The following is a 23,797-nucleotide window of genomic DNA, read 5'->3' as shown; positions in this document are numbered from 1 at the left end:
AGCGCTTCCCACTCCGCGAGCGGTGTGGCATCATGGCCACGTGCGTTCCCTGACCATTATTGGCCCTTAGCGCGTTGCGACGAACCCGTCCGACGCGCAGACCTCCCGCATCGCGGGGGGTCTTTTTGTTGGGCCACCTATGACCACCGACTTCTGGACCGAATCCTGGATGGAGCCAGAGACGATGTCTCCACTCGACGACAGCTTCCACGTGTACGACACCACGCTGCGCGACGGGGCCCAGCAACAGGGCCTCAACCTCACCGTCGCCGACAAGCTGGTGATCGCGCGGCTGCTCGACGGGCTCGGCGTGGGCTTCATCGAGGGCGGCTGGCCGGGGGCGATCCCGAAGGACACCGAGTTCTTCCGCCGTGCCCGCACCGAGCTCGACCTGCGGCACGCGCAGCTCGCCGCGTTCGGCGCGACCAGGCGGGCCGACGCGGTGGCGGCCGACGACCCGCAGGTCGCCGCGCTGCGTGACGCGGAGACGCCCGTCGTCTGCCTCGTCGCCAAGTCCGACTCGCGGCACGTCGAGCGCGCCCTGCGCACCACCAAGGACGAGAACCTCGCGATGGTGCGCGACACGGTCGCCCACCTGGTGGCGGAGGGCCGGCGGGTCTTCCTCGACTGCGAGCACTTCTTCGACGGCTACCGCTTCGACCCGGCGTACGCGCTCAGCGTGGTCGAGACCGCGGCGGGGGCCGGCGCCGAGGTCGTCGTGCTGTGCGACACCAACGGCGGCATGCTGCCGCACCAGGTGACCGAGGTCGTGTCCACCGTCGCCGGCTCGTCGAGCGCCCGCCTCGGCATCCACGCCCACGACGACACCGGCTGCGCGGTCGCCAACACGCTGTCCGCGGTGGCCGCCGGCGCGACGCACGTCCAGGGCACGGCCAACGGCACAGGGGAGAGGTGCGGCAACGCCAACCTGTTCACCGTGATCGGCGACCTCGAGCTCAAGCTCGACCGGCGGGTCCTGCCGGCCGGCAAGCTCGCCGACCTCTCGCACATCGCGCACGCGGTCGCCGAGGTCACCAACGTCGCTCCGCAGGCGAGCCAGCCGTACGTCGGGCACTCGGCGTTCGCGCACAAGGCCGGCCTGCACGCCAGCGCGATCAAGGTCGACCCCAACCTCTACCAGCACACCGAGCCGGCGCACGTCGGCAACGACATGCGCATGCTCGTGTCCGACATGGCCGGCCGCGCGAGCGTCGAGCTCAAGGGGCGCGAGCTCGGATACGACCTGTCCGGCGACAAGGCGACGCTGGCCGCGGTCACCGAGACCGTCAAGAGCCGCGAGGCCGAGGGGTACACCTACGACGCCGCCGACGCGTCGTTCGAGCTGATCCTCCGCGACACCCTCGACGGCGAGCGGCGCCGGGCGTTCACCGTCGAGTCGTGGCGCGTGATCGTCGACCACCGGGCCGGCGGCACGTCGTCGAGCGAGGCGACCGTACGCCTCAACGCGCTCGGTCAGCGGCACGTCGTGACCGGCGAGGCGCACGGGCCGTTCGACGCGCTCAACCGCGCGTTGCGCAAGGCGCTCGTGCGGCTGTTCCCCGAGCTCGACGACATCGAGCTCCTCGACTACAAGGTGCGCATCCTGGAGGGCGCGCACGGCACCGACGCCGTCACCCGCGTGCTCATGCAGACCGGCGACGGCAAGGACGAGTGGGGCACGGTCGGCGTCGGGGACAACGTGATCGCGGCGTCGTGGCAGGCGCTCGAGGACGCGATCGGCTACTACCTCGTGCGCAAGGGGCACGCCGAGACCGCCGAGCTGGCGGTGCGCGCGGCCGTATAGCCTCGACTCCCGTGCGTATAGCGAGATTCGTCAAGGACGAGGACCTGGCGTTCGGCGTCGTCGAAGGCGACGAGGGCGCCGAGGTCATCACCGAGATCAACGGCCATCCGTTCCAGCCGTCGTTCGAGCTCACCGGCGTCAGGCTGCCGCTCGCGGAGGCGCGGCTCGTCGCACCCGTGCTGCCGACCAAGGTCGTCGCCATCGGCAGGAACTACGCCGAGCACGCGGCCGAGCTCGGCAACGAGGTGCCCGAGGAGCCGATCGTGTTCCTCAAGCCGTCGACGTCGGTGATCGGGCCGGGGGAGCCCATCGCCTACCCGAAGGTCTCGGACGACGTGCATTTCGAGGCGGAGCTCGCGGTGGTCATCGGCCGGGTCTGCCGCGAGGTGCCGAGGGAGCGCGTCGACGAGGTGATCTTCGGCTACACCTGCGCCAACGACGTCACCGCGCGCGACCTGCAGCGGCGCGAGAAGCAGTGGGGCAGGGCCAAGGGCTTCGACACGTTCTGCCCGCTCGGGCCGTGGATCCAGACCGACGTCGACGCGTCCGACCTCGCCCTCACCTGCACCGTCGACGACGAGCTGCGCCAGTCCGGCCGCACCTCACAGATGATCTACGACGTCGCGTCGCTCGTGACGTACGTGACCGAGGCCATGACGCTCCTGCCCGGCGACGTCATCCTCACCGGCACGCCCGCGGGCGTCGGTCCCCTCCACGTCGGCGAGAGCGTCTCGGTGACGGTAGAAGGCATCGGCACGCTGACCAACCCGGTCGTCGCCCGCGACTGACACGTGTCAGCGGCCGGCCAGGCTCCGCAGGCGGCGCAGCACCTCGCCGGCGCCGAGCGCCTGGCAGATCGCATACATGTCGGGGCTACGCGTCGATCCCGTGAGCGCGACCCGGACGAGCTGTGACGCCTCGCGGATCGAGCCGGGGTAGGCGTCGGGGTCCTTCTTGTACTCCTTGGCGTTGCGCGCGAACCCGTGCCTGCCGGCGAGCGCCCGGATCTGCTCGAACCACGCCTGCGGATCGTCGAGGTGCTGATAGGTGTCGACGAGGTCACCGGCGAACGCGGTCACGACACCGACCCCGACCCCCAGCGCCGCCACCCGCTCGTCGCCCGGACCCGAGACGGGCCCGAACAGCTGCGGGAAGAAGAAGCCGTACGCCGACCGGAAGTCGGCCCACTTACGGAGGTCCTTGCGCGGGTTCTCCACGCCGTCGCGCTCGACCGCGAGCGCGCGGATCGCGAGCCCGGACTCGGCCGCGAGGACCTCGGCGAGCCCGGGGTCGTACGTGGCGGCCCAGGTGCGCACCGCCTCGAGGACGACCGGCCCCGGCAGCGTGGCCACGTGGTCGGCGCTGATGTCCTCGAGCTTCACGAGGTCGACGAGCGGGCCGGCGACACCGCACTGGTCGAGGCTGATCGGGGTGGCCAGCGCCTCGGGAAGGGGCATCTCGGCGAGCCGGCCGTTGATGAGCCCGCGCAGGTAGTGGAGGACGGCGTCGACCGGATAGCCGGACTCGACATAGAAGTCGACGCTCGCCTCCGGGTCCTTCCGCTTGGACAGCTTGCGCTTGCCGCCGGGGATCTGCTTCATCAGCGGCGCGATGTGCGCGTACGGGATCGGCTCGAAACCGAGCGCCTCGAACAGCTGCAGGTGCAGTGGGACCGAGGAGATCCACTCCTCGCCGCGGATCACCACGGTGATGCGCATCAGGTGGTCGTCGACGGCGTGAGCGAAGTGGTACGTCGGCAGCCGCGGGGACTGGTCGGACGACTTCAGGATCACCGCGTCGTTGCGGTTGGCCTCGTGCTCGAGCTCGCCCCGGATGACGTCGGCGAACCGGACCCGCGGCTCCTGCTCGTCAGGCGTGCGGAACCTGACGACGTACGGAATGCCCGCGTCGAGCTTCGCCCGCACCGCGGCGGGGTCGGCGTCGCGCCAGACCGCCCACTGGTCGTAGTAGCCGGTGGGGATCTTCGCGGCCTGCTGGCGGGCAGTGACCTCGGCGAGCTCCTCCCTGGTGGCGAAGCACGGGTACGCCCGGCCCTGCCGCATCAGCTCGCGCACGTACGTCAGGTAGACCTGCTCGCGCTCGGACTGCCGGTACGGGCCGTACGCGCCGTGCTCGTCGTCCTCGTCCGACGCGATGCCGAAGTGCCCGAGGGCGCGGTCGAACTGCACCAGCGCGCCTTCGACCTCGCGCGACCTGTCGGTGTCCTCCACCCGCACGAGGTAGACGCCGCCGGAGTGCGCGGCGAGGTCGCGGTCGACCGTGGCGACGTACACCCCGCCGATGTGCATGGACCCGGTGGGCGACGGGCCGAACCGCGTGACCTGCGCACCCTCGGGGAGGTCGCGGGGCGGGTAGCGCCGCTCCCAGTGGTCGGGATCGGGCAGCTCGGCGGGGAACAGAGCGTCGACGGCGGTGCGGTCGAGCATCGGTGTGTCAGTCTCGTTTCCGTGGGAGGCCGCGCCCGGAGCGCGGGGCGTCTCAGGCTAGCAACAGGACCCGACCCGGCCCTCATCCACTTTGGCCGTCGACGACAGCGTCGGCTAGACTCTTCCACCGGAGCGGCCGACGAGGACGCTCCGATTGGGGTATGGGGTAATTGGCAGCCCGGCTGATTCTGGTTCAGCTAGTCTAGGTTCGAGTCCTGGTACCCCAGCGCAGTACTCGATAGCGCAGTACCACCACCACGGCCCCGTTGTGTAGCGGCCTAGCACGCCGCCCTCTCAAGGCGGTAGCGCGGGTTCGAATCCCGTCGGGGCTACGTGGATGGGGAGCTGTGTGCGGCATTCGCCGCACCGGCTCCCCTTCGCTTTTTCTTCTCTGGGGCTCGAGCCCCAGACCCCGCGGTTCTTACTCGGCCGTGCGCTTCCCGCTCGCGCTCCGCTTTCGGTTCGGGGAGGCAGGCTCCGTGACCGGTCAGCTCGGCGTGTCAGATCTCGTGGGGCCGGAATGGTCTAGGTCGGCTTTGCGGAGGCGGTAGACCTGCAGCTTGAGGCCGTAGTACTTGTCGGTCTCCCCGACCCAGTCCATACCGACCCGGCGGGCGGTGGCGGCGCCTCTGGCGTTGCGGGGGCGGACCACGGCGAACAGCTCCTCGACCGCGGCGTCGGACTCGAAGGCCTGGTGCGCCACGGCGTGGCCCGCCTCGGCCGCGAGGCCCTCGCCCCAGGCGCCCGGCGCCAGCTGCCAGCCGATCTCGAGGTCACCGCGGTACGGCGGGAGCGGCAGCAGCACGACGCCACCGACCAGGTCGCCGGTGTCGCGACGTTCGATCGCCCATCGTCCCTGCGGCGGCTCGAGGGTCTCGCACTCCGCGATCCACCGGTCGAGGAGCGTGCGCATCTCGCGCTCGTCGGAGACCCGCTCCATGGCCGGTGCCAGCCAGCGCGACACCTCGTCGGTGCCGTAGACCGCGAGTGCCGCCCCGGTGTCGTCAGGCGTCCACGGGCGCAGCAACAGCCTCGGGGTGTGGATCCTGGAGCCCTCGACGACGATGCGATGCACGCGGTCGACCATGCTCACGACATTAGCACCGGGAAACGGTCCCTGGACCGGCGTCGACGCGCTACGCCGACGGTGGTTCGAGCACGTCGATTCCCGCCGCTGCCGCCACCTCGCGATACGCGTCGGCCAGCCCGGCGAGAGTGGCGTGCGCGTTGAGACCGCTCGGATTCGGCGCCACCCAGAGCTGTGCGCCACCGAGATCCTCCGGCCGGCGGCCGGCCGTGGCGCGTGGACGTGCGAACGCGGTGCGGTAGGCGGTGATGCCGAGGACCGCCACCACGGCGGGGCCGATCCGAGGGACCCGTGCCGCCAGCGACTCGCCACCGGCGACCAGCGCGTCCGTGTCGAGCTCGTCGGCGCGCGCCGTCGCCTCGTGGACCAGGTTGGTGATGCCGATGCCGCGAGCCTTCAGGTGGGCCAGGTCGTCGGGGTCGTATCCCGACGACGCGTCGATCAGCCGGTCGACGATGCCCGCCCGGTACAGCGCCGGGTAGAACCGGTTGCCCCGCCGGCCGAAGTGGGCCTGGACGGCGGCCGTCCACAGTCCGGGGTTGATGCCGACGAAGAGCAGCCGCACGTCCGGGCCCAGGAGGTCTGGAAGCGTGTCACCTCGACACGCCTCCAGCTCGGCGCGGGTGAACCTCACCCCTCGACCTCCGTGGTTCCGGTCAGCCCTGGCGTGCCTTGAGGCGGGGGGTCCTCCTGTTGAGGACGTAGACCCTCCTCCCGCGGCGCACCACCTGGGCGCCCGGCCTGGACTTCAACGAACGAAGCGACCTGCGGACCTTCATGTGAGGTCCTCCTCTCGAACGGCGTGCACGTAACAACGGCACGGGCGCCGCTCTTCCCCGGCGCCGTGGATGGCGAATCGATAGCGCGGCGGAAGCTCGGCCGCGCATGATGAGGCCCTGTCGATCGCCGAACGGACGGAGAAGACCATGACGGAGCTGGGTGTCCACCTCCCGATCTCGGGAGCCCACGCCTCGCCCGAGGCGATCCTGCGCGCCGCCGAGACCGCGGAGCGCATCGGGCTCGGTGCCGTCTGGGTGTACGAGCGCCTGCTGCGGCCGGTCGAGCCGATCCCGATGGGTGGCTTCGGCCCGCCCGTGGACTCGCCGGCCGACTGGGCCACGGTGTACGAGGCCCTCGAGGTGCTGAGCTACCTGGCGGGCAGGACGGAACGCATCGCGCTCGGCACCAGCGTCATCCCCGGGCTCCTGCAGGACCCGGTGCACCTCGCGCGCCGGCTCGCCACGATCGACCGGCTCAGCAACGGGCGCCTGATCGCCGGCATCGGGCAGGGGTGGATGTCGCACGAGTTCGTCGCGAGCGGTGTCCCGATGACACGGCGCGGTGCCGGGTTCGAGGAACACCTCCAGGCGATGCACGCCGTCTGGGGTCCCGACCCCGTCCGTTTCGACGGCCGGTTCTACCAGATCCCCGAGTGCGAGATCGGTCCCAAGCCGGTCCGAGCGGGCAGCCCGACCCTCGTGCTCGGCGCGGGCGCGCCGGCCGCCCTCGAACGCGCTGCCCGGCTCGGCGCGGGCCTCGCCACCGTCGTGTTCGACTGGGACATGCTCAAGCAGTCCGTCGGCGTCTTCCGGACCGCGGCCGCGGCGGCCGGGCACGACCCCGACACGCTGCCGCTGGTCGTCCAGGTCAACGGCACGGTCGGCGACACACCGGTCGACGACCGGATGCCGCTCACCGGCTCGATCGAGCAGGTGGCGACCGACCTCGAGGAGCTCGATGCTCTCCGGGTCGACCACGTCCTGTGGTTCATGGAGACCCCGCCGGACGAGCAGATGGACGTCCTCGAGCGGCTGCTCGCGGTCAGGGGGACGGCATGATCGACGACACCGCCGCGTTCGTCAGGGGCGTCGTCGACGACAACCTCTTCATGATCCTCGGCACCGCCGACGGGGACGGACGCCCCTGGACGTCGCCGGTGTACTTCACGCATGCGGACTACCGCGAGTTCTACTGGATGTCGTCGCCCGACGTCACCCACTCGCGCAACCTCGCGCGGCGGCCCGAGGTGAGCATCGTGATCTTCGACTCCCGCGTGCGACCCGGCGACGGGGCACCGGTCTACCTGGCCGCCGTCGCCGAGGAACTGGCGGGCGACGACGTCGAACGGGCGCTGACGGTCTATCCGGGTCCGCTCCAGCCCGGCGTCCGGTCCGTGACGTTGGCCGACGTCACCGCGCCGTCCCCGTACCGGCTCTACCGCGCCACGGCGTCGGAGCACTCGATCCTGTGCCCTCGCCCGACCGGAGTGCCGTGCGCCCTGCACGGGCGCGCGTACGACCACCGGACGACCGTCACGCCCTAGGAACGGCTCAGGCCGGCGGAACGGGTCACCCGGCTATGGCCGCCGTTGACCCCGCATCTCTGCGGAAGCGTTCAACCTGCGCCCAGGATGCTCCCAGCATGCGGTTCGATCCTCGACGGTATGAACAGCACACCGCCGATGTCACCGCCACAAGGGCCCGCGCAGGGACCGCCGTTCCACGAGGCTCCGCCACCGCCGTTCGGCACGCCGCCGCAGGGCGCGCCTCCGACGGGTCCGCCGCCGTACGGTCCCGCGCGCCGGCCGAGGCGACGGACCGCCGCGTTCGTCGCGGTGGTCCTCGCGGCGGGGCTGATCGGCGGCGGCGCCGGCGCGGGCACGGTCGCCGGGCTGGGGGCACTGCGCTCGCCCGCGACCGTGAGCGGTCTGCCCGCGGCCAACGACAAGGCCGACGCGCCCAGCGGCGACGTCAGCGGGGTCGCGGACCGGGTGCTGCCGAGCGTCGTGTCGATCACGGCGGAGGGCAGGACGGGCGCAGCCGGAGGGAGCGGGATCATCGTCAGCTCCGACGGCAGGATCCTCACCAACAACCACGTCGTCGCGGACGCGGGGCAGGGCGGGACGCTCACCGTCACCTTCCAGGACGGCAGGACCGCGCAGGCGCGCGTGATCGGCACCGACGCGTCCAGCGACCTCGCGGTCATCCAGGCCGAGAACGTCTCCGGTCTCACCGCCGCGACGCTCGGCGACTCGACGTCGCTGGACGTCGGCGACCCGGTCGTCGCGATCGGCTCGCCGCTCGGTCTCTCCGGGACGGTGACGTCGGGCATCGTGAGCGCGCTCGACCGTCCCGTCCGCACCACCGGTGCGGAGGGCAACGGACCCGGCGGGGCGGAGCAGGACAGCGCCGTGCTCGACGCGATCCAGACCGACGCCGCGGTGAACCCGGGCAACTCCGGTGGTCCGCTCGTCGACATGAACGGCCGGGTGGTCGGCATCAACTCCGCCATCGCCGGCACGGGTGGCTCGTCGTCGGGGCAGTCGGGCAACATCGGCCTCGGCTTCGCGATCCCGATCAGCGAGGCCTGGCCGATCGCGAAGCAGCTGATCGACGACGGCACCGCGCAGCACGCCCTCCTCGGCGTGCAGGTCTCGGACGTGAGCCAGGGCACGGCGGGCGCTCGGCTGGCGGGTGTGACGAGTGGTGGTCCCGCGGCGAAGGCGGGACTGCGCGAGGGAGACGTCGTCACGAAGCTCGGCGACCGGCGGATCGACTCGGCGGACGCACTCGTCGCCGCCACCCGGTCGCACGACCCGGGGGAGAAGGTGGGGGTCACCTACGAGCGCGGCGGGTCGTCGCACACGGCGACGGTCACGCTCGGCAGCGACGGCTGAGGTGACACCACAAACGCTGGGGACCCCGGCCGGGGCGCGCACACCGGCTGGGGTCCCCGACAGGTGCCCACGCCCCCGCTGGGGACCCCGGTGGGTGTGCGGGTGACCGTTGGGGACCCCAGGTGGGGTGCGGGCGACCGTGGGGACCCCGGTGCGGGTCAGGCGCCGCGGCGGAGAACCTCGCTGACGCGCTCCGACGCCCGCACCACGGCCTCGGCGTAGAGCCGGCCAGGTGCGCGGCCGACCCTGTCGATCGGGCCGGAGACGGAGATCGCGGCGATCACCCGGTTGCCGGGCCCGCGCACCGGCGCGGACACCGACGCGACGCCGCGCTCGCGCTCGCTGACACTCTGCGCCCAGCCGCGGCGGCGTACCTGGGCGAGCGTGGTGGCGGAGAACTTCGCGTGCCGAAGACCCCGGTGCAGGCGCTCGGGCTCCTCCCACGCGAGCAGGATCTGCGCGCCGGACCCGGCGATCATCGGCAGCGCGCTGCCGACCGGGACGACGTCGCGCAGCCCGCCGCTCAACCGTTCCGCCGAGGCGACGCAGACACGACTGTCGCCCTGTCGCCGGAACAGCTGCGTGCTCTCGCCGGTCTGGTCGCGCAACTGCGCGAGCACGGGTCCCGCGGTCGCGAGGAGGCGATCCTCCCCGGCCGCCGTCGCGAGCTCGCCGAGCCGCGGGCCGAGCACGAAACGGCCCTGCGCGTCGCGCGTGACCATGCGATGGTGCTCCAACGCGACGGCGAGCCGGTGGGCCGTCGGGCGGGCCAGGCCGGTCGACGCGACGAGCGACGCGAGGGACGATGGGCCGCTCTCGAGCGCGGCGAGGATGCGTACGGCTTTGTCGAGGACGCCGACCCCGCTAGAGTTGTCCATGTCTCGATACTTTCATCTCACGATCCGAGACACAAGAGCCGAGACACAAGAGACTGTCGAACCAAGGAGTTCCTCTCATGGGCCGCACTCTGGCGGAGAAGGTGTGGGACGACCATGTCGTGCGACGCGCCGACGGCGAACCCGATCTGCTCTACATCGATCTCCACCTCATCCACGAAGTGACGAGCCCGCAGGCCTTCGACGGGCTCCGGCTCGCGAACCGGACCGTGCGCCGTCCCGACCTCACGATCGCCACCGAGGACCACAACGTCCCCACCACCGGGCTCGGCCTGCCGATCGCCGACCCCGTCTCGCGCACCCAGGTCGAGACGCTGCGCAAGAACTGTGCCGAGTTCGGTGTCCGCCTGCACCCGATGGGTGACGCGAGCCAGGGCATCGTGCACGTCATCGGTCCGCAGCTCGGGCTCACCCAGCCGGGCACGACGATCGTCTGCGGCGACAGCCACACCTCCACCCACGGGGCCTTCGGTGCCCTGGCGTTCGGCATCGGCACCAGCGAGGTCGAGCACGTCCTCGCGACGCAGACCCTGTCCCAGGCGCGGCCGAAGCTGATGGCCGTCAACGCCCACGGCGACCTGCCGTACGGCGTCACAGCGAAGGACCTCGTCCTCGCGCTCATCGCCCAGGTGGGCACCGGCGGCGGACAGGGTCACATCGTCGAGTACCGCGGCGAGGCGTTCCGGCAGCTCTCGATGGAGGGCCGGATGACCGTGTGCAACATGTCGATCGAGTGGGGCGCGAAGGCGGGCATGATCGCGCCCGACGACACGACGTTCAGCTACGTCGAGGGACGTGAGAGCGCGCCCACCGGCAAGGCGTGGGAGGCCGCGCTCGACCACTGGCGCTCCCTGCCGACCGACGCGGGAGCGGCGTTCGACACGGAGGTCGACCTCGACGCGTCGTCGGTCGAGCCCTTCGTCACCTGGGGCACGAACCCAGGCCAGGGTGCCCCCCTGTCGGCGTCTATCCCGGACCCTGGGGCGTACGACGACCCCGGCAAGCGGGCGTCCGCCGAGCGGGCGCTGACGTACATGGACCTGCGCGCGGGCACGCCGTTGCGCGACGTCTCCGTCGACACGGTGTTCCTCGGCTCGTGCACGAACGGCCGGATCGAGGACCTCCGCGCCGCCGCCGACGTCCTGCGCGGGCGCCGGGTGGCGTCGGACGTGCGCATGCTCGTCGTCCCCGGTTCGGTCCAGGTGCGCAGCCAGGCCGAGCGCGAAGGGCTCGACAGGGTCTTCGCCGACGCCGGCGCGGAGTGGCGTGGCGCGGGCTGCTCGATGTGCCTGGGCATGAACCCCGACCAGCTGGCTCCCGGGGAGCGCAGCGCGTCGACGTCCAACCGCAACTTCGAGGGCCGGCAGGGACGCGGCGGACGCACGCACCTGGTGTCGCCTCTGGTCGCCGCCGCCACGGCGGTCACCGGCCACCTCAGCTCACCTGCCGACCTGGAGGCCTGACGATGGAACCGTTCACGACACATGTCGGCCGCGCGGTGCCGTTGCGGCGCGCGAACGTCGACACCGACCAGATCATCCCGGCCTCGTACCTCAAGCGCGTCACCCGCAGCGGGTTCGAGGACGGCCTGTTCGCCGCGTGGCGGCAGGACCCCTCGTTCGTCCTCAACGACGAGCGCTACGACGGCGCGACGATCCTCGTCGCCGGTCCCGACTTCGGCACCGGGTCGTCGCGGGAGCACGCGGTCTGGGCCCTGCAGAACTACGGGTTCCGCGCCGTCATCGCGCCGCGCTTCGCTGACATCTTCCGGAGCAACGCGGGCAAGAACGGCCTGCTGGTCGCCACCGTGCCCGACGACGTCGTCGACCGTCTGCAGACCCTCTCCGAGAACGACCCGCAGGCGCCGGTCACGGTCGACCTGGCCGCCCGCGTCGTCACCGCCGAGGGCGTCGAGGCGCCGCTGGAGATCGACGAGTACACGCGCTGGCGGCTGTTGGAGGGACTCGACGACGTCGCCCTGACCCTGCGCCACGTCGACGACGTCACGGCGTTCGAGAAGGGGCGCCACGACTGGCTTCCCGTGACCGGCTGAGCCTTCGCGCGAACGGCTCCGACGGCCTCCGTTGGCCCGCCGTGGCGTGAGAACACCGTGACATAGGGCGATCTGGCGGTCATCCGGACCGAAAACCGTTGCGACACAAGAAAAAAGTGGCGCCGGTCGTTGTGTCGGAGCCGATTGCGCTCTAGTCTCGCGGCGAGTCGGGTCGAGAGGGCTCGACAAGCACAGTGTCTTCACGGAGGGGAATTAGTGAACAAGGCACAACTAGTCGAGACGCTTTCCACCCACTTCGAGGGGAACAAGAGGCAAGCGGGACAGGCACTCGAGTCCGTTCTCGACACGATCACCGCGGCCGTCGCCAAGGGCGAGAAGGTCGCGATCACCGGCTTCGGTGTCTTCGAGAAGGTCGTACGGGGACCGCGCGTCGCGCGTAACCCGCGCACGGGCGAGAAGGTCCGTGTGAAGAAGACGGCGGCGCCGAAGTTCCGGCCGGGCGCGGAGTTCAAGGCCTACGTCTCCGGGGCCAAGAAGGTCGCCAAGGCCGCACCGGCCAAGAAGACCGCCGCCAAGAAGACGACGACGGCCAAGAAGGCGGCACCCGCCAAGAAGGCGGCTGCCAAGAAGACGGCGGCGAAGAAGGCCACGCCGGCGAAGAAGACGGCCGCCAAGAAGACCACGGCCAAGAAGACGACCGCGAAGAAGGCGGTCAAGCGCGCACGCTGATCCGCGGTCGCGTAGTACCAGCAGAAAGGCGGCCGGTCCCTCAGGGGACCGGCCGCCTTTCGCACGTCCGTGTCATGCGCGCCCGCACTTCTATCGTCCTTCGCGCTCCCACGGAGGAACGGGTGGGGGAGGCAGGTCGAACGTCGCCAGCGTGATGACGGTCACGCGGCCGCGCACGGTGTCGTCGGTCGTCCGCAGCCTGACCCGCTGACCCAGGCGCAGATGGCGCAGCCCGCCCGCGTCGAACGCGGTGGCGTCGAAGACCAGCTCGGTGCCGTCGTCGAGGAACACCGCACCGCTGCGGCTCTCCGGATCGAACGTCCTGACCGTCCCCTGCATGCCGCGACCCTAACGGGTCAGACCCAGCTCGCGCGCCAGCGCGGACGTGCGCGGCCCGACGCCCAGGCCGATCGCGGCGAGCAGGTCGTCCCTGGTGTCGACGTCGCGGCGGGCGACCGTCGCGTCGTCGGCGCGCAGCTCGACCGCGCCCGCGTTCCGGTGTCGCCGCGCGGAGTCGTCGCCGAAGCGCGGCTCGAAGTCCGCGTCGGCCGTCGTCGTGTAGAGGGTCGTGCCCGTGCCAGCGAGGTCGGGGAGGAACGCGACGCGGTGCTGTGCCGCGTGGCCGAGGACGGTGGACATGATCTCAGGGCGAAGGGCGGGGAGGTCGGCGGAGAGCGCGCCGACGGCCGTGGCGTACGCGTGCGCGACGGCCGCGCCGTGCCGGAGCGCGGGGTTGAGCCCGGCGTCGGGCTCGTCGCCCACCACCACCGCGCCGAGGTCGGCGAGCTGCTCCTTGGCGCGGTCGTCGTCGGTGACGGCGACGACCGCGGCCACGTCAGGTGCCCGCAGCGCGGCGTCGACGGTGTCGGCGGCCATGGCGAGCGCGAGGTCCGCGCGGCGGGCGCCCGCCACGTCGGAGAGACGCGACTTCGCGAGGTGGAGGCGCTTCACGGGTACGACGAGTGCCCAGGAGCCCAAGGGTCGTCCTCTCGTCCGTTGTCGCAGACCGCCGGAGGCAGCTGGCGCTGTCCTGCCCTTCCGGTGGTGAGGGGCCGGTTCTCGACACTACGTCAGGACACCGCCAGACTGTGTCGGTGTCCATCCCCGAGAAGCGTGGCGCACTCCGGCAGTTCGCGGCCGGCGTCATCCGGTCGAGCGCGACGCTGCTCACCCGCAGGATCTGGCTCGGGCAGGAGCATCTGCCACCGACGGGCGTCGTCGTGGCGTGCAACCACCTGTCGGAGTACGACCCGGTCGCCATCGCGCACTACATCTACGATGCGGGACGGTTCCCGCGCTTCCTCGGCAAGGACGGCGTCTTCGCGATCCCCGTGGTCGGACGCCTGTTGCACGACCTCGGGCAGATCCCCGTCCACCGGGAGTCGACCAGGGCAGGCGAGGCGTTGCGCGCAGCGATCGACGCGGCGCGCGAGGGCGCGTGCGTCGTCGTGTATCCCGAGGCGACGATCACGCGCGACCCGGATCTGTGGCCGATGACCGCCAAGACGGGCGCGGTCCGGATCGCCCTGCATGCCGGCGTCCCGCTGGTGCCGCTGGCGACCTGGGGCGCGCAGGACCTCCTGCCGTACCGCGGCGCGCCACGTCCGGTGCCACGAAAGACGGTGCGGATCAAGGCGGGGCCGCCGGTGGACCTGGCGGCGTACGCGGGCCGGGGGGACGACCCCGTCGCCATGGCGGAGGCGACGGACGTCGTCATGCGACACATCGCGGAACAGCTCGCCGCGCTGCGTGGTGAGCGCGCCCCCGAGGTGCTGTACGAGAGGGATCGAGGAGAGTCCTAGTGCGTGTTGCGGTGTTCGGCAGTGGCTCGTGGGGCACGACGTTCGCGCAGGTGATCTGCGACGCGGGCGGTGACGTGCGCCTGTGGGGACGCCGCGCCGAGGTCGTCGACGCGATCAACGACAAGCGGGAGAACCCCGTCCACCTGCCTGGTCTCGTGCTTCCCGACACGCTCGCGGCGACCACCGATCCCGAGCACGCGGCCGACGGTGCGGAGATCGCGGTGTTCGCGGTGCCGTCGCAGAGCCTGCGGGACAACCTCGGTCGCTGGGTGCCGCTGCTCGGCCGTGACACCGTGCTCGTCAGCCTGATGAAGGGCGTCGAGCTCGGCTCGTGCAAGCGGATGAGCGAGGTGATGCACGAGGTCACCGGCGCCGGCGACGAGAGGATCGCCGTCGTCAGCGGACCCAACCTCGCGAAGGAGATCGCGGCGCGACAGCCCGCCGCGACGGTCGTGGCGAGCACCGAGCTCGACACGGCGACGCTCGTCCAGGACGCCTGCCACACGTCGTACTTCCGCGCGTACACCGGCACCGACGTCGTCGGCTCCGAGCTGTGCGGCGCGACCAAGAACGTGATCGCACTCGCCGTCGGCCTCTCCATCGGCATGGGATTCGGCGACAACACCCGGTCGATGCTCATCACCAGGGGACTTGCCGAGTGCGTACGCCTCGGCGTGGCGCTCGGAGCCGACATGCAGACGTTCGCCGGGCTCGCCGGTCTCGGCGACCTCGTGGCGACCTGCGGGTCGCCGCTCTCGCGCAACCGCACGTTCGGCGAGCGTCTCGGCCGCGGCGAGTCGCTCGCCGACGTGATCGCCGACACGCGTGAGGTCGCCGAGGGCGTCAAGTCGTGCCAGTCGATCCTCGAGCTGGCCGTGCGCAACGACGTCGAGATGCCGATCACCGAGGCGGTCGTCGAGGTCGTCCACGGCGACGTGTCGCCGATGGACGCCGTCCGCAACCTGATGGGCCGCAGCGCGAAGCCCGAGTGGTACGGCTGACGACGTCCCGTCAGCCGATCGCGTCGAGTGCCTGGGCGAGATCGGCCCACAGGTCGTCGACGTGCTCGACGCCGACGCTGAGGCGTACCAGGCCCGCGGGGATGGTGTCGGGCTCGCCGGACCAGCGACGGCGGCGTTCGAGGGTCGACTCCACGCCGCCGAGGCTGGTGGCGTGCGCCCACAGCCTCACCCCCGCGCACAGCGAGTCGGCCGCGGCGGCGTCGGCGAGCTCCGGGCAGACGATGGCGCCGTAGCCGTCCATCTGCGCCGTGGCGCGCGCGTGCCCGGGGTCGTCGGGGAGCCCGGGGTAGCGCACGCGTACGACGGTGGGGTGGGCGGCGAGGCGTTCCGCGAGCGCGGCGGCGTTCGCCTGGGCGCGTTCCATCCGGAGGTGGAGCGTGCGCATGCCGCGCAGCGCGAGCCACGTCTCGAACGGTCCGGCGATCGCGCCGGCGGACCTGCGGACGGAGTCGACGTGGTCGTGCAGCGCGTCGTCGCGGGTGACGACCGCGCCGAGCACCAGGTCGCTGTGCCCCGCGAGGTACTTGCTCGCGGAGTGCACGACGACGTCGGCCCCGAGGTCGAGCGGGCGCTGCAGGAGCGGCGTGGCGAAGGTGTTGTCGACGACGACGGTGCAGCCGTGGTCGCGCGCGGCGGCGCAGGCCGCGGGGATGTCGGCGACCTCGAGCGCGGGGTTGGTCGGGGACTCCAGCCACAGCATCGACGCCCCGGCGCACGCCTCGCGGACGGCAGCGCCGTCGGCGACGTCGACGGTGACGACCTTGACGCGGCCGCGCGTGGCCGCCCGGTCGAGGAGGGTGAGCACGCCGTTGTACGCGTGCCGCGGTGCGACGACCGTGCCGCCGTCCGGCACCGTGTCGAGCACCGCGTTCGCCGCGGCCATGCCGGAGGCGAACGCCAGGGCCTGGCCACCCTCGAGCGCGCCGAGCACCTCCTCGAAGGCCTCCCAGACCGGGCTCCCGAGCCTGCCGTACTCGTGCTCGCCGCCCGCCGCGTACGGGGAGGCGAGCACGAGCGGCGGGTTGAGGGGGGCGTCGGGCGTCCGGGGCGGCCGGCCGGCGGCGACGAGGATAGTGTCTGCGGCGCGGCCGGGCGGTGCGGCGTGGTTGGAGTTCATCACCCCATGCTGCCCGGCGGGACGGCCGCGTGTCGCCCCGCATCCGGTCAAGGTCGCCGCAACCGAGACGCAACCGGGACCGTGTGGGGTGATCTCATGGTGCGTGCCGTAGACCTCCTGCTCACCGCCGGTTTCATCGCCGTGTGGGTCGTCATCCTCAGTGTCGCCGCCAGGCGCCTGCTCGAGCTTCGGGCGGGCCCGGTGCGTCTCGTCGTCGCCGGGCTCGTGGGCGTGGCGACGTCGGCGGTCGCGCTGGGTCAGCGCGTCCAGGGCGAGGGATGGCCGTTCGTCATCTTGTGGGTCGGGATCGGGATGTTGGCCGCGATGGTCCTGCTGATGGTCGGCGAGGTCGTCGCCCCGGTCGGATCGATGCCGAGGCCGCTGCGCTGGTACCGCGCGTTCCGCGACTGGCGGCGCAGGACCAGGAGGTACGCCCAGGTCAGCCGGATCGCCGTCCGGCACGGCCTGAGCGGCTACACGACCGGGCGGCGCAAGCCGACCATCCAGCAGCGGGCGGAGCTGGCCAGGCAGCTCAGGCTCGCGCTCGAGGAGGCCGGGGTCGCGTTCGTCAAGTTCGGTCAGATCCTGTCGACCAGGCACGACCTGCTGCCGCCGGAGTTCACCCATGAGCTGAGCCGGCTGCACAGCCACGTGGCACCGGTCGAGTGGGCGGAGCTGGAGGAGCTGCTCGTCGAGGAGCTCGGCCCCGTCGAGGACGCGTTCGCCGAGTTCGACCACGAACCGCTCGCCGCGGCGTCCATCGGCCAGGTCCACCGCGCCCGCCTGCGCTCCGGCGCCGAGGTCGTCGTCAAGACGCAGCGCCCCGGCATCGGGCGAATCGTCATCGGCGACCTCGACATCACCCTGCGCATCGCGCGGATGCTGGACCAGCGTGCCTCCTGGGCGCGTGCCATCGGCATCAGGGTGCTCGCCGACGGGTACGCGGAGGCGCTCCTCGAGGAGCTCGACTTCACGGTCGAGGCGCGCAACATGAAGCGGGTCGCTGCGGCGCGCAGCTACGACGACGTCGTCATGGCCGGCGTCCACACCGAGCTGTGCACCAGCCGCGTCCTGGTCATGGACTACCTCGACGGCCTGCCCCTCGACCGCGCCGAGCCGATCATCGAGGAACGCGGCCTCGACCGCACCGCACTCGCGCGCACGCTGCTGCACACCCTGCTGACGCAGATCATGCTCGACGGTGTGTTCCTCGCCGACCCGCACCCGGGCAACCTCATGCTGCTGCGCGACGGACGCCTGGGCCTGCTCGACTTCGGCTCCGTGGGACGGCTCGACGCCGGGCTGCGCGGCGTCCTGCAGCGCATGCTCCTCGCGGTGGACAACGGCGACGCCCTCGCGCTCAGCGACGCCCTGGTCGACGTCGCGGACCGTCCGGAGGACATCGACGAGACGGCGCTCGAGCGGGGGATCGGGCGGTTCATGGCCCGGCACCTGGGTCCCGGCGTCGCGGTCGACGTCGACATGTTCACCGACCTCTTCCGGCTCGTGACCCGCTACGGCGTGTCCGTTCCGCCCGAGCTGGCCGCGGTGTTCCGTGCGCTCGCCACCGTGGAGGGCACGCTCGCCCGGCTCGCTCCCGGGTTCGACATCGTCGACGAGTCGCGGGCGTTCGCCGCCGCGCACCTGCACCAGACGCTGCGCCCTGACTCCCTGCGTGCCACGGCGATGGCCGAGGTCGTCAACCTGCTCCCGCTGATCCGGCGGCTGCCGCGGCGGCTGGACCGGCTCACCAGTGCGCTCGAGCACGGACGCCTGTCGAGCGGCACGCGGGTGCTCGCCGACGACCGTGACCGCCGCTTCGTGACCCGACTGGTCCACCAGACCCTGCTGACCCTGCTCGCCACCGCCGCCGGCATCGTCGGCGTGATCCTGCTCGGCTCTGCGGAGGGACCGCCGGTGACCCCGACGCTCGGCCTCTACCACCTGATCGCGTACGTCCTCCTCCTCGGCGGCGGCGCTCTCACCCTCCGCGTCCTCACGTCGATCCTGAGAGCCAGGTGACGAACAGGGCTGCCGAGGGTGGACATCGCTCGGGGTAGGGTCGCCGGCATGGGTAGTGACCGACCGCGGAAGATCCGGGTGGCCGTCGTGTTCGGCGGCCGCAGCAGCGAGCACGCCATCTCGTGCGCCACCGCCGGCAGCGTCATGCAGGCGATGGACCCGGACCGGTACGAGATCCTCCCGGTGGGCATCGCGCACGACGGTAGGTGGGTGCTGGCGTCCGCGGAGCCGGAGCGGCTGGCGATCGCCGACGGCAAGCTCCCCGAGGTCGACCCGACCGGGGCGGAGATCGTGCTCCCGTCCGACGGCGGCGACCGCGGCCTCGTCGTGCTCGACCGCGACGAGGTGCCGCGCGAGCTCGGCACCGTCGACGTCGTCCTGCCGTTGCTGCACGGTCCGTACGGCGAGGACGGCACGATCCAGGGCATGTTCGAGATGGCGGGCATCAGGTACGTCGGTGCCGGGGTCTTCGCGTCCGCCGCGTCGATGGACAAGCACTACACCAAGGTCGTGCTGCAGGGTCACGGCATCGAGGTCGGGCCGTACGTCGTCATCCGTGACCGCGACTGGCGCGTCGACCGCGAAGGCGTGCTCGCGAAGGTCGCCGAGCTCGGTTTCCCCGTGTTCGTGAAGCCCGCGCGGGCAGGGTCGAGCATGGGTGTCAGCAAGGCCGGCGACGTCGCCGCGGCGGTCGACGCGATCGAGCTCGCGCGCACACACGACCCCAAGGTGCTCGTCGAGGCGATGGTCGCGGGGCGCGAGATCGAGTGCGGCGTGCTGCAGGGACTCGGCGACGACCCCCCGGAGGCGACCGCGCCGGGCGAGGTGCTGTACGGCAGCGAGCACGAGTTCTACGACTTCGAGGCCAAGTACCTCGACGAGGAGCACCTCGACCTGCGCATCCCCGCCGACGTGCCCGCCGACATCGCCGCGCGTGCGAGCGCGATGTCCGTCGACGTCTTCGAGGCGCTGTCGTGCGAGGGCCTGGCGCGGGTCGACTTCTTCTACGCCGACGACGGCCGGCTGCTGGTCAACGAGATCAACACCATGCCCGGCTTCACGCCGATGTCGATGTTCCCGCAGCTCTGGGCCGCGCAGGGTCTCGACTACCCGGCGCTGGTCGACCGCCTCGTGACGCTGGCGTCGAGCCGCGCACTCGGCCTCCGCTGACCGGTCAGGTCGGACGGCGCAAGGCGCCACGCTTCGCCAGCACCAGCGCGGCGGCCACCAGGAGCACGCCGATCGCCAGCAGCACCACGGCGGCGATCGAGGCGTCGCCCCAGATCTGGGCGACCGCCGTCGGCGGGACGATCAGCGCGGTGAGCACGCCGAGTGCGGCGTACCACCAGCGCCGCGCCGTCCAGAAGAGCGCGAACATCCCGGCCACCGCGACGATGCCGAGCAGCAGCCCCACGACCGGACGCTCGTCGACCGTCGCCACCTCGGACGCGACGAGGGCGACGATGCCGGCGAGGACGCCGGTCACGTGCGGGTGGGGGAGCAGCCGGCCAAGCGCGAGCGTCAGCACCGCGTAGGCGTAGAACGCGAGCCCGTACCCGAGGCTCGAGTCCCACCAGTCGGGAGCCCGGTCGAGCAGGTCGCCGACGATGAGCAGGCCACCGGCGAAGACCGCGCAGATCGTCGGGGCGCCGCGCCACACCGCGTACGCTCCCGTACCGACGAGCACGAGGGCGAGGCCGGGCAGCAGCAGGTCGTCGCCGCGGGGGATGTCGACCGCGACGCCGGCCGTGAGCGCGGCGCCGACGGCGGCGAGAGCGCCGAGGGCCGACGCCACGACGTACGTGCGGCTCCGGAACAGCGACGACGACCACCGCGCCACCGCGAACGCCACCGCGATGAGCAGGACGGTGGCGGACGTGCAGATGGTGACCTTCCCCGCGCGTCCCAGCTGGTCCCAGGAGAGGCCGACGATCAGGACGAGTGCGCCGATCGTGAGCGCGGCGCCGAGGTACGACAGCACCTCGGCGGCCGTGACGGATCGTTCCGAGCGTTCGTCCTGCCGCGGCACCGCGCCGGCAGGGGCACCGACGCCGGCGGCGCGCAGCGTGTCGTCGACCCGCTGCGCCTGCCGGTCGGAGAGCGTGCCGTCGCGGACGAGTCCGCCGAGAGCGTCGGTCAGCGGGTCGCGCTGCGGAGGTTCGAAGTTCATGAGCCGTCATCCAAAGCGAGCATCGCAGCGAGGATGTGCACCGTGAGTGACGTGACTCGCGTAGGTGAGCGAGGAGCGGAGCGGCGGAGGACGGCGGGGTACGCGGGGTGATCAGCCATGACCTCTCCCGGTCGCACGGTCGGTTGGGCGAGACTACTGCGTATGGACTACGAGATGGTGAAGGTCGAACGGTCGGGGGAGTTCGTCACGATCACGATGAACCGCCCGGAACGAAGGAACGCGTTGTCGACCGCGCACATGCGCGAACTGCTCGCGGCGTTCGAGGAGACCGGTGACGGCGATGCGCTCGGTGTCGTCCTCGCGGGCGAGGGGCCGGTCTTCAGCTCCGGTCACGACTTCCGTGACGTCGCGGCGGGCGACGGCGACGAGGTGCGCAGGATGCTCGAGGTCTGCACGCGGCTGATGAACACGATCCAGTCCGTGCCGCAGCCGGTCGTCGCGCGTGTCCACGGTCTCGCGACCGCGGCGGGCTGCCAGCTCGTCGCGACGTGCGACCTCGCGGTCGCCGCGCAGTCGGCGGCCTTCGCCGCACCGGGCGGCAAGGGCGGCTGGTTCTGCCACACACCCATGGTCGCCATCGGCAGGAACGTCGGACGCAAGCGCGCGATGGAGCTGGCGCTGACCGGTGACACGATCGACGCGGCGACCGCCGTCGAGTGGGGACTCGTCAACAGCGTCGTGCCCGACGCCGAGCTCGACGACGCCGTCCACGAGCTGCTTGGCCGCGCGACGCGGGGCAGCGCGTGGAGCAAGGCCGCCGGCAAACGCACCCTGTACGCGCAGCTCGGCCTCGACCAGCGGCTGGCGTACGACCACGCCGTCGAGGTGATGGCGGCGACGAGCCAGTCACCCGACGCGAAGGAGGGCATGCGGGCCTTCCTGGACAAGCGGGCGCCACGGTGGCAGCACGCCAGGTGATCGTCAACGAGCTCGCCGCCCGCACCGGTTGATCACGTTCACGTGATCAACGTGGACTTCACCTCGTGCCGGGACGAGGTGAAGTCCAGGTCGGTGAGGTGAAGCTCCGCCGACGACCTGCGCTGCGAGGCGACCGACACCACGACGAGGTCGCCGTACCAGCGGCGATGGATGGCTGACAGATCAGCCGGGGTCCTTCGGGATGGTGGCGGCGATGGCCTTGCCGAGGTCGACGAGGGCGTCGGAGGCGGGGGCATGCTCGGCGGGGACCACGACCTCCACGTACGCGCGCCGCTCGACGGCGTAGAACCTGGTGGGCGCGTCGGAGTCCTGCGGCAGGGGCAGCCAGTCGACGTCGTCGACCGTGAACAGCATCGCGGTCGGGGTGAGCTGGGCGGGCTTGCGCACCCCGCAGCGCACGGTGATCGGCGGGTCACCCCAGGCCGCGGTGAACGGGCTGGACGGGTCGGTCTCGCGGCGCTCCTCGTCGCTCACCCGCGCCGGTAGCCGGTCGGCCAGCGCCCGGCACGCCGACGCCGCCTGGCCCGTGGGACGGGGTGGAGACACCTCGGGCGTCCGGGCGCAGCCGCACAGCAGCACCGTCACGGCCAGGGCGGCAAGGAGGCGAGAGCCGATGCCTGCCCTCAGATGTGCACCACGGGGCAGGTGAGCGTGCGGGCGATGCCGTCGATCTGCTGGATGCGCGCCACGACGAGCTTGCCGAGCTCGTCGTCGTTGCGCGCCTCCGCACGGACGATCACGTCGTATGGTCCGATGACGTCCTCGGCGAGCGTGACACCGCTGAGCGCGGCGATCTCGTGCGCGACGTCGGCTGCCTTGCCGACGTCGGTCTGGATGAGGATGTACGCCTGAACCATGGAGCGCGCTCCTTCTCCGTTCGGATGAGCAGGGGCCACGTTAGCGGCACAGGAGGCCATCATCACCATCGGGGAGTTGGGCGAGTTCGGTCTGATCGCCCGCGTCACGGGCCGTATCGGCCCCGCCGGTCATGTCGAGCTCGGCCCCGGCGACGACTCGGCCGTCGTCACCGCGCCGGACGGGCGGGTGGTCGCGAGCACCGACATGTACCTGGAGGGGAGCCACTTCCGCCGGGATTGGTCGACCGCCACCGACATCGGGCACCGGGTCGCGGCGGCGTGTCTCGCCGACATCGCCGCGATGGGGGCGCGCGCGACCGCCCTCCTCGTCGGGTTCGGCGCACCGCCGGACCTCGAGGCGTCGTGGTCGGACGAGCTGATGCAGGGCCTGCTGGAGGAATGCACGGTCGCCGGCGCCGCGATCGTCGGCGGCGACGTGGTGCGCAGCGACAAGGTCATCCTGGCGCTGACCGCCCTGGGCGACCTCGGCGGTCGGGCGCCGGTCACCCGCGGCGGGGCGCGGGACGGTGACGTGGTCGCCGTACGCGGACGCCTCGGGTGGTCGGCCGCGGGACTCGCGGTGCTCAGCCACGGCTTCCGGTCACCCCGCGTGCTGGTCGACGCCCACCGCAGGCCGGTGCCCCCGTACGCCGCCGGCCCCGAGGCCGCCGACGCCGGGGCAACCGCGATGTGCGACGTGAGCGACGGCCTCGTCCAGGACCTCGGTCACCTCGCGGCGGCCGGTGGGGTCGCCATCGACGTCACGTCGGCGGCGTTCGAGGTTCCCGAGCCGTTCGAGCAGGTCGCGGCCGCGCTCGGCGGCGCGGACCCGCTGTCGTGGATCCTGGCGGGCGGTGAGGACCACGCCCTCGCCGCGACGTTCCCCGGCGAGGTGGGCGTGCCCGAGGGCTGGCTGGTCGTCGGGCGGGTGTCGGCCGGCGAGGGCGTCACCGTCGACGGAGCGACGTACGAGGGCACCGGCTGGGACAGCTTCGCCGACTGACGGGGGTGCGACCTCACGGACGCCGCCCCCGTGAGGGGCACCCCCACCGCGTCAGGGAGGCTGTTGCGTTTTCGGGCGACTCGGCTTGATGATCTTGGTGGTGTCGGGACTGTGTTGCCAGGATGTTGTGATGGCGAGGGATTTCCGACCTGTTGATCGTGACCAGCAGTTCTTGTTGCCGCCGGATATGC

The 23,797-nt window shown here is 71.9% G+C and carries 23 protein-coding genes, 2 tRNA genes and 1 pseudogene; 16 read left to right on the top strand and 10 right to left on the bottom strand.

The window, feature by feature from the left end:
- Positions 1–169 precede the first annotated feature (169 nt).
- Positions 170–1,804: a citramalate synthase gene (locus tag GEV10_09230; protein ID MQA78644.1), complete on the top strand. Its 1,635-nt coding sequence runs from the start codon at positions 170–172 to the stop codon at positions 1,802–1,804.
- A gap of 11 nt (positions 1,805–1,815) precedes the next feature.
- Positions 1,816–2,592, top strand: coding sequence for a DUF2437 domain-containing protein (locus GEV10_09225; GenBank protein ID MQA78643.1), 777 nt, complete (start codon positions 1,816–1,818; stop codon positions 2,590–2,592).
- 6 nt (positions 2,593–2,598) lie between these two features.
- On the opposite strand, the gene GEV10_09220 is transcribed toward GEV10_09225, so the two are convergent.
- Complete coding sequence (locus GEV10_09220; GenBank protein ID MQA78642.1) at positions 2,599–4,251, bottom strand: glutamate--tRNA ligase; 1,653 nt, start codon at positions 4,249–4,251, stop codon at positions 2,599–2,601.
- 155 nt (positions 4,252–4,406) lie between these two features.
- Here GEV10_09220 and GEV10_09215 point away from each other — a divergent pair.
- Both GEV10_09215 and GEV10_09210 read left to right on the top strand, forming a co-directional pair.
- A tRNA-Gln gene (locus GEV10_09215) sits at positions 4,407–4,478 on the top strand.
- Positions 4,479–4,510: 32 nt separating this feature from the next.
- A tRNA-Glu gene (locus GEV10_09210) sits at positions 4,511–4,583 on the top strand.
- 155 nt (positions 4,584–4,738) lie between these two features.
- Here GEV10_09210 and GEV10_09205 read toward each other — a convergent pair.
- The 3 genes from GEV10_09205 to rpmJ are packed head-to-tail and all read right to left on the bottom strand — an operon-like array spanning position 4,739 to position 6,117.
- The gene (locus tag GEV10_09205; protein MQA78641.1) at positions 4,739–5,338 is read right to left on the bottom strand and encodes a GNAT family N-acetyltransferase; all 600 of its coding nucleotides are present in this window, start codon (positions 5,336–5,338) and stop codon (positions 4,739–4,741) included.
- A gap of 49 nt (positions 5,339–5,387) precedes the next feature.
- Positions 5,388–5,972: a mismatch-specific DNA-glycosylase gene (locus tag GEV10_09200; GenBank protein MQA78640.1), complete on the bottom strand. Its 585-nt coding sequence runs from the start codon at positions 5,970–5,972 to the stop codon at positions 5,388–5,390.
- A 22-nt stretch (positions 5,973–5,994) separates the two neighbouring features.
- Positions 5,995–6,117: a 50S ribosomal protein L36 gene (rpmJ, locus tag GEV10_09195; GenBank protein ID MQA78639.1), complete on the bottom strand. Its 123-nt coding sequence runs from the start codon at positions 6,115–6,117 to the stop codon at positions 5,995–5,997.
- A 147-nt stretch (positions 6,118–6,264) separates the two neighbouring features.
- On the opposite strand from rpmJ, the gene GEV10_09190 reads away from it, so the two are divergent.
- From GEV10_09190 to GEV10_09180, 3 genes are all read left to right on the top strand, one after another.
- Positions 6,265–7,176, top strand: coding sequence for a TIGR03619 family F420-dependent LLM class oxidoreductase (locus tag GEV10_09190; GenBank protein ID MQA78638.1), 912 nt, complete (start codon positions 6,265–6,267; stop codon positions 7,174–7,176).
- Positions 7,173–7,661 (top strand): pyridoxamine 5'-phosphate oxidase family protein, encoded by a 489-nt coding sequence (locus GEV10_09185; protein ID MQA78637.1) that lies wholly within the window; start codon positions 7,173–7,175, stop codon positions 7,659–7,661. Before GEV10_09190 ends, GEV10_09185 begins: the two co-directional genes overlap by 4 nt.
- Positions 7,662–7,781: 120 nt before the next feature.
- Positions 7,782–9,014, top strand: a complete 1,233-nt coding sequence (locus GEV10_09180; protein ID MQA78636.1) for a PDZ domain-containing protein — start codon at positions 7,782–7,784, stop codon at positions 9,012–9,014.
- A 158-nt stretch (positions 9,015–9,172) separates the two neighbouring features.
- On the opposite strand, the gene GEV10_09175 is transcribed toward GEV10_09180, so the two are convergent.
- A complete protein-coding gene (locus GEV10_09175; protein ID MQA78635.1) occupies positions 9,173–9,892 on the bottom strand; it encodes a helix-turn-helix domain-containing protein in 720 nt (239 codons plus the stop codon).
- A 77-nt stretch (positions 9,893–9,969) separates the two neighbouring features.
- On the opposite strand from GEV10_09175, the gene leuC reads away from it, so the two are divergent.
- From leuC to GEV10_09160, 3 genes are all read left to right on the top strand, one after another.
- Positions 9,970–11,373: a 3-isopropylmalate dehydratase large subunit gene (gene leuC, locus GEV10_09170; protein MQA78634.1), complete on the top strand. Its 1,404-nt coding sequence runs from the start codon at positions 9,970–9,972 to the stop codon at positions 11,371–11,373.
- A 2-nt stretch (positions 11,374–11,375) separates the two neighbouring features.
- Positions 11,376–11,963 (top strand): 3-isopropylmalate dehydratase small subunit, encoded by a 588-nt coding sequence (gene leuD / locus GEV10_09165; GenBank protein MQA78633.1) that lies wholly within the window; start codon positions 11,376–11,378, stop codon positions 11,961–11,963.
- 216 nt (positions 11,964–12,179) lie between these two features.
- On the top strand, positions 12,180–12,653 hold the full coding sequence (locus GEV10_09160) for an HU family DNA-binding protein (GenBank protein MQA78632.1): 474 nt from the start codon (positions 12,180–12,182) through the stop codon (positions 12,651–12,653).
- Between the two features lie 90 nt (positions 12,654–12,743).
- On the opposite strand, the pseudogene cofC reads toward GEV10_09160, so the two are convergent.
- A pseudogene (gene cofC / locus GEV10_09155) lies at positions 12,744–13,604 on the bottom strand (2-phospho-L-lactate guanylyltransferase).
- A gap of 11 nt (positions 13,605–13,615) precedes the next feature.
- On the opposite strand from cofC, the gene GEV10_09150 reads away from it, so the two are divergent.
- Both GEV10_09150 and GEV10_09145 read left to right on the top strand, forming a co-directional pair.
- Positions 13,616–14,455, top strand: a complete 840-nt coding sequence (locus GEV10_09150; protein ID MQA78631.1) for a 1-acyl-sn-glycerol-3-phosphate acyltransferase — start codon at positions 13,616–13,618, stop codon at positions 14,453–14,455.
- Complete coding sequence (locus GEV10_09145) at positions 14,455–15,456, top strand: NAD(P)H-dependent glycerol-3-phosphate dehydrogenase (GenBank protein MQA78630.1); 1,002 nt, start codon at positions 14,455–14,457, stop codon at positions 15,454–15,456. Before GEV10_09150 ends, GEV10_09145 begins: the two co-directional genes overlap by 1 nt.
- Before the next feature lie 10 nt (positions 15,457–15,466).
- Here GEV10_09145 and GEV10_09140 read toward each other — a convergent pair whose 3' ends face one another.
- Complete coding sequence (locus GEV10_09140) at positions 15,467–16,594, bottom strand: cystathionine gamma-synthase (GenBank protein MQA78629.1); 1,128 nt, start codon at positions 16,592–16,594, stop codon at positions 15,467–15,469.
- A 96-nt stretch (positions 16,595–16,690) separates the two neighbouring features.
- Between GEV10_09140 and GEV10_09135 the strand changes: the two genes are divergently transcribed.
- Both GEV10_09135 and GEV10_09130 read left to right on the top strand, forming a co-directional pair.
- Complete coding sequence (locus tag GEV10_09135; GenBank protein ID MQA78628.1) at positions 16,691–18,616, top strand: AarF/ABC1/UbiB kinase family protein; 1,926 nt, start codon at positions 16,691–16,693, stop codon at positions 18,614–18,616.
- A 48-nt stretch (positions 18,617–18,664) separates the two neighbouring features.
- Complete coding sequence (locus GEV10_09130; protein MQA78627.1) at positions 18,665–19,786, top strand: D-alanine--D-alanine ligase; 1,122 nt, start codon at positions 18,665–18,667, stop codon at positions 19,784–19,786.
- Between the two features lie 4 nt (positions 19,787–19,790).
- On the opposite strand, the gene GEV10_09125 is transcribed toward GEV10_09130, so the two are convergent.
- The gene (locus GEV10_09125; protein ID MQA78626.1) at positions 19,791–20,786 is read right to left on the bottom strand and encodes a hypothetical protein; all 996 of its coding nucleotides are present in this window, start codon (positions 20,784–20,786) and stop codon (positions 19,791–19,793) included.
- A 162-nt stretch (positions 20,787–20,948) separates the two neighbouring features.
- Between GEV10_09125 and GEV10_09120 the strand changes: the two genes are divergently transcribed.
- A complete protein-coding gene (locus GEV10_09120; GenBank protein MQA78625.1) occupies positions 20,949–21,725 on the top strand; it encodes an enoyl-CoA hydratase in 777 nt (258 codons plus the stop codon).
- Between the two features lie 183 nt (positions 21,726–21,908).
- Here the strand turns inward: GEV10_09120 and GEV10_09115 are convergent, their stop codons facing one another.
- The gene (locus GEV10_09115) at positions 21,909–22,319 is read right to left on the bottom strand and encodes a DUF3515 family protein (protein MQA78624.1); all 411 of its coding nucleotides are present in this window, start codon (positions 22,317–22,319) and stop codon (positions 21,909–21,911) included.
- A gap of 50 nt (positions 22,320–22,369) precedes the next feature.
- Positions 22,370–22,603, bottom strand: coding sequence for an Lrp/AsnC family transcriptional regulator (locus tag GEV10_09110; GenBank protein ID MQA78623.1), 234 nt, complete (start codon positions 22,601–22,603; stop codon positions 22,370–22,372).
- Between the two features lie 61 nt (positions 22,604–22,664).
- Between GEV10_09110 and GEV10_09105 the strand changes: the two genes are divergently transcribed.
- Positions 22,665–23,606: a thiamine-phosphate kinase gene (locus GEV10_09105; protein MQA78622.1), complete on the top strand. Its 942-nt coding sequence runs from the start codon at positions 22,665–22,667 to the stop codon at positions 23,604–23,606.
- The last annotated feature ends 191 nt before the right edge of the window (positions 23,607–23,797 follow it).

Source organism: Streptosporangiales bacterium (genome assembly GCA_009379955.1).
Taxonomy (GTDB): Bacteria; Actinomycetota; Actinomycetes; order Streptosporangiales; family WHST01; genus WHST01.
The sequence above is the reverse complement of the archived record's forward strand: the minus strand, read 5'-3'. Positions and strand labels throughout refer to the sequence as shown.